The sequence below is a fragment of the Consotaella aegiceratis genome, from assembly GCF_036541425.1.
GTDB classification, from domain to species: Bacteria; Pseudomonadota; Alphaproteobacteria; order Rhizobiales; family Rhizobiaceae; genus Consotaella; species Consotaella aegiceratis.
This window is the reverse complement of record NZ_JAZHFT010000099.1, coordinates 1-4,323: the sequence shown is the minus strand read 5'-3', so window position 1 is coordinate 4,323 and position 4,323 is coordinate 1. Positions and strand designations below refer to the sequence as shown.

At 64.7% G+C, this 4,323-nt stretch carries 4 protein-coding genes; all 4 read right to left on the bottom strand.

Features of this window, described 5'->3' with window-relative positions; genetic code table 11:
* Positions 1-530, bottom strand: a 530-nt coding sequence (locus SMD10_RS24955) for a type VI immunity family protein (protein ID WP_331688432.1), incomplete at its 3' end; no start/stop codon positions are given.
* Between the two features lie 23 nt (positions 531-553).
* On the bottom strand, positions 554-2,095 hold the full coding sequence (locus SMD10_RS24950) for a DUF4150 domain-containing protein (protein WP_331688433.1): 1,542 nt from the start codon (positions 2,093-2,095) through the stop codon (positions 554-556).
* Positions 2,092-3,162 (bottom strand): DUF2169 family type VI secretion system accessory protein, encoded by a 1,071-nt coding sequence (locus SMD10_RS24945; RefSeq protein ID WP_331688431.1) that lies wholly within the window; start codon positions 3,160-3,162, stop codon positions 2,092-2,094. Before SMD10_RS24945 ends, SMD10_RS24950 begins: the two co-directional genes overlap by 4 nt.
* Before the next feature lie 7 nt (positions 3,163-3,169).
* On the bottom strand, positions 3,170-4,323 hold a 1,154-nt coding region (locus tag SMD10_RS24940), incomplete at its 5' end, for a type VI secretion system tip protein TssI/VgrG (RefSeq protein ID WP_331688430.1).

Below are 4,323 nucleotides of genomic sequence, written 5' to 3'. Positions count from 1 at the left end.
AAAGCGCCCAGTCCTGCCGAACCGTGGATCGCGCCCAGCCGCTCGCTCCAGCTGCGAACGAGTTGCACGAAACGGTCGGGATCGTCGAACACGAAGCTCGGCGGAAAGTGCGCCTTCAAGCCGGATAACGGCCTGTTTTTATTCGTACGAGCAAAGCCGAACGCGAAGATGCGCCACAGCGAGGGATCGTCGCTCTCCTCAGCCTCGTGGCTCTTCATGGCGTACCAGAATTCTTCATCGTCGCGGATCTGATCCAAGCCCCGATAAGGTTTCGGCAGCCCGTCCTTGCTCCAGCGGCGATAGCCGCGTTCCTCCGCTTGAAAATGCGTGACATTCTCGGCAAAGAAGCCGAGATAGTCCAACAGGCAGTCGAGCAGGCCCTTGCGCTTGTCCTGGCGCCAGCCTTCCAGGAAGTAGAGCGACATCAGCACCCCGACCCGCGAGCGGATCTTATGGATCGCCTCGTCGCGCAGGACGCCCCGCGCCTCGATGTCCGCCGGGTCGAGCTTCAGATCTTGCGGAAAATCCATCGTCGTCTCCAAGACATAGTCATTCAACATTTGTCCGGCTTCGCCTTGCAGCGGCCGTCGCTGCCTTCGACACAGTCCTTTTCGACGTCGAGCTTGATGACGTCTTCATCAGGATCGAGACCCTGGTCCCTTGCGATGTCTTTATAGGCACCGTTTCTCTGCATCAGCGTTTCAGTATCTCCCTTGAACTTCAGTTCGAAGATCTTCCAGAGCTGGCCGTTCTTCCACCAGGAGACGTCCGGTCGTGGCGCACCGGTGATCGGCACCTGCGACGAGGGCATGCCAGGGTCGGTGCGGCTTTCGACAGGTTGATACGTCCCGTCGCTCTGACGATAGCTCACCTCCGGACGCGGACCGTCCGCCGTCGGGCTGGTCGGACGACGCGGCGTGCCGTCCGCGAATTTGCGTCCTTCCTTGTCATAATATTTTTGCCTCAGCTTCTTGGAGACGCAGTCGGTGAGCGTGCGTTCGCCTTGCCTATCTCGCTTGCACTGACACGCAAGCTCGCACAATTCGTCGCATTCCGATTTCGCGCCTCGGACGGAGACGTTATTCTCCGTCCGGCCAATGGGCGTCGGCGGTGCATGGGTCTCCTCTTGCACCTCCTGCTCGCGTGCTCGTTCTTCCAGCCATTGCTTTTGCAATCGTGCCTCGGCAGTCGGATCGGCCGTTATCTCTTCCGCATAGTCCTTGAAAGTGCCGGGATACCAACGCCCGAAATCCGTACTTTTGAATTGCTGCTCAAGGCTTGTCTCTATCGCGTCCGGCGTCAGCCCTTGTCTTTCAAGATCCTGCTGGTGTGCCTCTTCGAGCCGTTGACGCATACCCTTCAACCGATGGAAAGCCTCACCGATCAAAGCCAGTTCGGCAAGCAACGCCGATTTACTTTTGCGGACAATCCGCCACCAGCGGATCGAAGGATCGGACTTCGGCGGAGATTTGGTTGCAGTTGGCGGGGATGATTTGGCGTCAGTTCCCGGCTGGGGATATCTCCTCATGTCAGGCAAATAAGCGTATTGCTCGCCGACAACATAGCCGGACGGGGAGGCATCGCTCATCACCGCGCCTTGCGCCGCCTCGCCGCCGCTCGAGCCCGCTTGCGGCGACGATTTCTCCTCATCGGCCGCCTCGGCGTCCTCATCGGCCGGCTGTTCCTTCAGCGGCGGGGTGGGGTCGTCGGAATAGCCGGGGTGCGGCCAGACCAGGCGGCCGATGGTGTTCTTGTTGTTCATCCACCATTCGTCGCCGTCGCGCGTCGCCCACTGGCCCTCGATGCGCACCGTCTTGGAATGCTCCTTGCGGTGGCACACCGAGGCGACGGTGTTGGACTTCACCCCGAGGCCGGTGCCCGGCTCGTCGCCGGTGCAGCAGGTGATGATCGAATCCTGCTTGTGGGCGCGCTGGCCGGTGAAGCGCACGCTCGTCGCCGTGTTGGCGTCGTCCGACTGGTAGGCGACGATGGTGTAGGGCACCGGCGCCACCGGCGAGCGGCAGACGTCGGGATATTTCGAGATGACCAGCCCTTCGGACGTGTCGCGGCTGCCCCGGCGCGGCGGATAGCTCATCGGACGCCCTCGTCGATGCCGTGGAGCGCGGCGGGAGGAACGGCGCCGAGCGCAGGGTCGCCGGGGTCCTCCAGCCTCACGTCGATCCGCAAAAAGGCCGGGCAGATCGGCAGCCAGCCGCGCCAGGTGAGCGAAACCGACAGCGGCTCGGCCCGCAGGTCGAGATGCAGCCCGTCGAGGTTGAGGCGCTGCGTCACCTGCCGCCCGTCGCTCCACACATAGCGCGCCACCGGCTGCACCCGCGGCAGAAAGAAGTGCCGCTTGGCGCCGCCCGGCGTCAGCCGGGCGAACTGCACCGCCTCGTCGCCGGCAAGATAGCCGGGCAGGACCAGATCCGGATGGGCGCACTGGTAGAAGCGGTAGTCGAAATCCGCCGGCAGGCGCGGATGGCGCTCCGCCTGCCAGGCCTCATCATAGGTGCCGGCATGGCGCTGCCGGAGGCGCCAGAACGGCGGGACGGGGCCGAAGCCCGCCGGCGCATGCGCCGCAAACGGATCGTCGTAGCTCGCGTCGGGACGGTCGACCGCCGGCAGCACGAATCCCTCGGCCGCCTCGGCGCCGTCTTCGCGGCTTGGCGGCACGCGGCCCAGCGGATTGCTCGACGGCGGATCGCCGCCCGGCCCCGCCTTGTCGCCCCAGGTCTCGCGATAGTCGAGATCGACGTGAGCGACCGGGTCCGGATCGCTGAGGCTCCAGCGGCCCTTGACGCGCTGCCAATGTCGCGGCCCACTGACGCGCAGGACGAGATCACGGCTGCCCACCCGCAATCCGCACGACCAAGCCGGCGCCGTTTCCTGGCCGGACGGTGGATAGGCGCGCGCGAGAACCGTGACATCCGTCGCCGGCTTGAAGGGCACGAGGTCGGCGGCGCGCATCAGCGGCGAAGCGTGCGGGTGGCCGGTATATTCGTCGGTCAGCACAATCGCCTGCTCCGGCTTCAAGGCCAGTGTCGCGTCCTCCGGGATCTCGTAGTCCGCCCTCAGCGCCACCACCGCCATGGGCTCGCCGTCGCGGTGAACCTGCTCGTAGCCGATGGCGGCGAAGGGGGTGTCGTTGCGGCCGAGCATCGGGGTCTCAGTTCAGGTCGATCAGTTCGCCGTTGATCTGCACGTGACCCGAGGCGTCGAAATAGAACTTGGTCCCAACGATCGTGACGTTGCCCTCCTTGTCCATCATCAGCTTCGACTGCCCGCACTTGATGATGAATTCCTCCCCGACATTGAGGGTCATCGTGTGTCCGACCGACGTGTTCTTGTAGAGGCCGATCTGTTCGGTGCGCGCGATGCCGATCGTGTCGGAGCGGAACTTCTCGATCACCGTGTTGACGATGCCCGTCAGCGGCATCAGCTTTGCGAGAAGCCCTCCCAGGAAGGAGCCCGTCGCCATCTGCTGGGCGCCACCTTCGGCAAGGAAGCCGCCAGCGGTCGTCACGGCGGAATTGGCACCTAGCGAGGCCGCTTCGGCGGCCGCCCCGACGGCACTGACGGATTGGGTGAAAGCCTGAAGCAGTTCGTCGTCGATCGCCGCCGATCCATTGGCGGAATCCAGCCCGCCGGCGGCGACGATGCCGCCGAGCGCCGCCAGGAGAGGCGCGCCGCTTCCCCCGCCGACCGACAGGTTCATCGAGCCGCCGATCTTTTCCTGATGATTGCCGCCGACATCGATCGACTTGTTCTGGCCGATGCTTTCGACCTCGTGGGCGTCGACGCGTTTTACCCGATTGTTCAAGACCTTCGTGGTCTGGTCCTTCTGGGCGTGGAAGAACATGTTCTCCGACCCGGTGGCGTCCTCGAAGGAGATCTCATTGAACTCGTTCGGCGTGCCGGACTTGTAGGTGTTCGAGCGAAGCACGCTCTTGGTCTTATTCGCCGGCAGAGTGTAGGGCACCTTTTGCTTGGGGTTGGGCACCAGGCCGGTGATGAGCGGGCGGTCGGGGTCGCCGTCGATGTAGGAGACCATCGCCTCCATGCCGATGCGCGGGATGATCTGCCCGCCCCAGGTGCCCCCCGCCCAGGCCTGGCTGGTTCGCACCCAGCAGGTGTCCGAGCCGTCCTTCCTCGCTCGCCGATCCCACGGAAACCACAGCTTCACCCGGCCGTACTGGTCGCAGTGGATCTCCTCGCCCTCGGGACCCGCCACGATCCCCACTTGCGCCCCCTCGATGCGCGGGCGCTTCGTCGCACGGTGCGGCGTCAGGGGCACGCGCGAGGGCACCGCCTCGAAGCTGT

Excerpts from the sequence above, each read along its gene's own strand:
- SMD10_RS24950 (WP_331688433.1), bottom strand. The coding sequence starts at position 2,095 with ATGAGCTATCCGCCGCGCCGGGGCAGCCGCGACACGTCCGAAGGGCTG.
- SMD10_RS24945 (WP_331688431.1), bottom strand. The coding sequence starts at position 3,162 with ATGCTCGGCCGCAACGACACCCCCTTCGCCGCCATCGGCTACGAGCAG.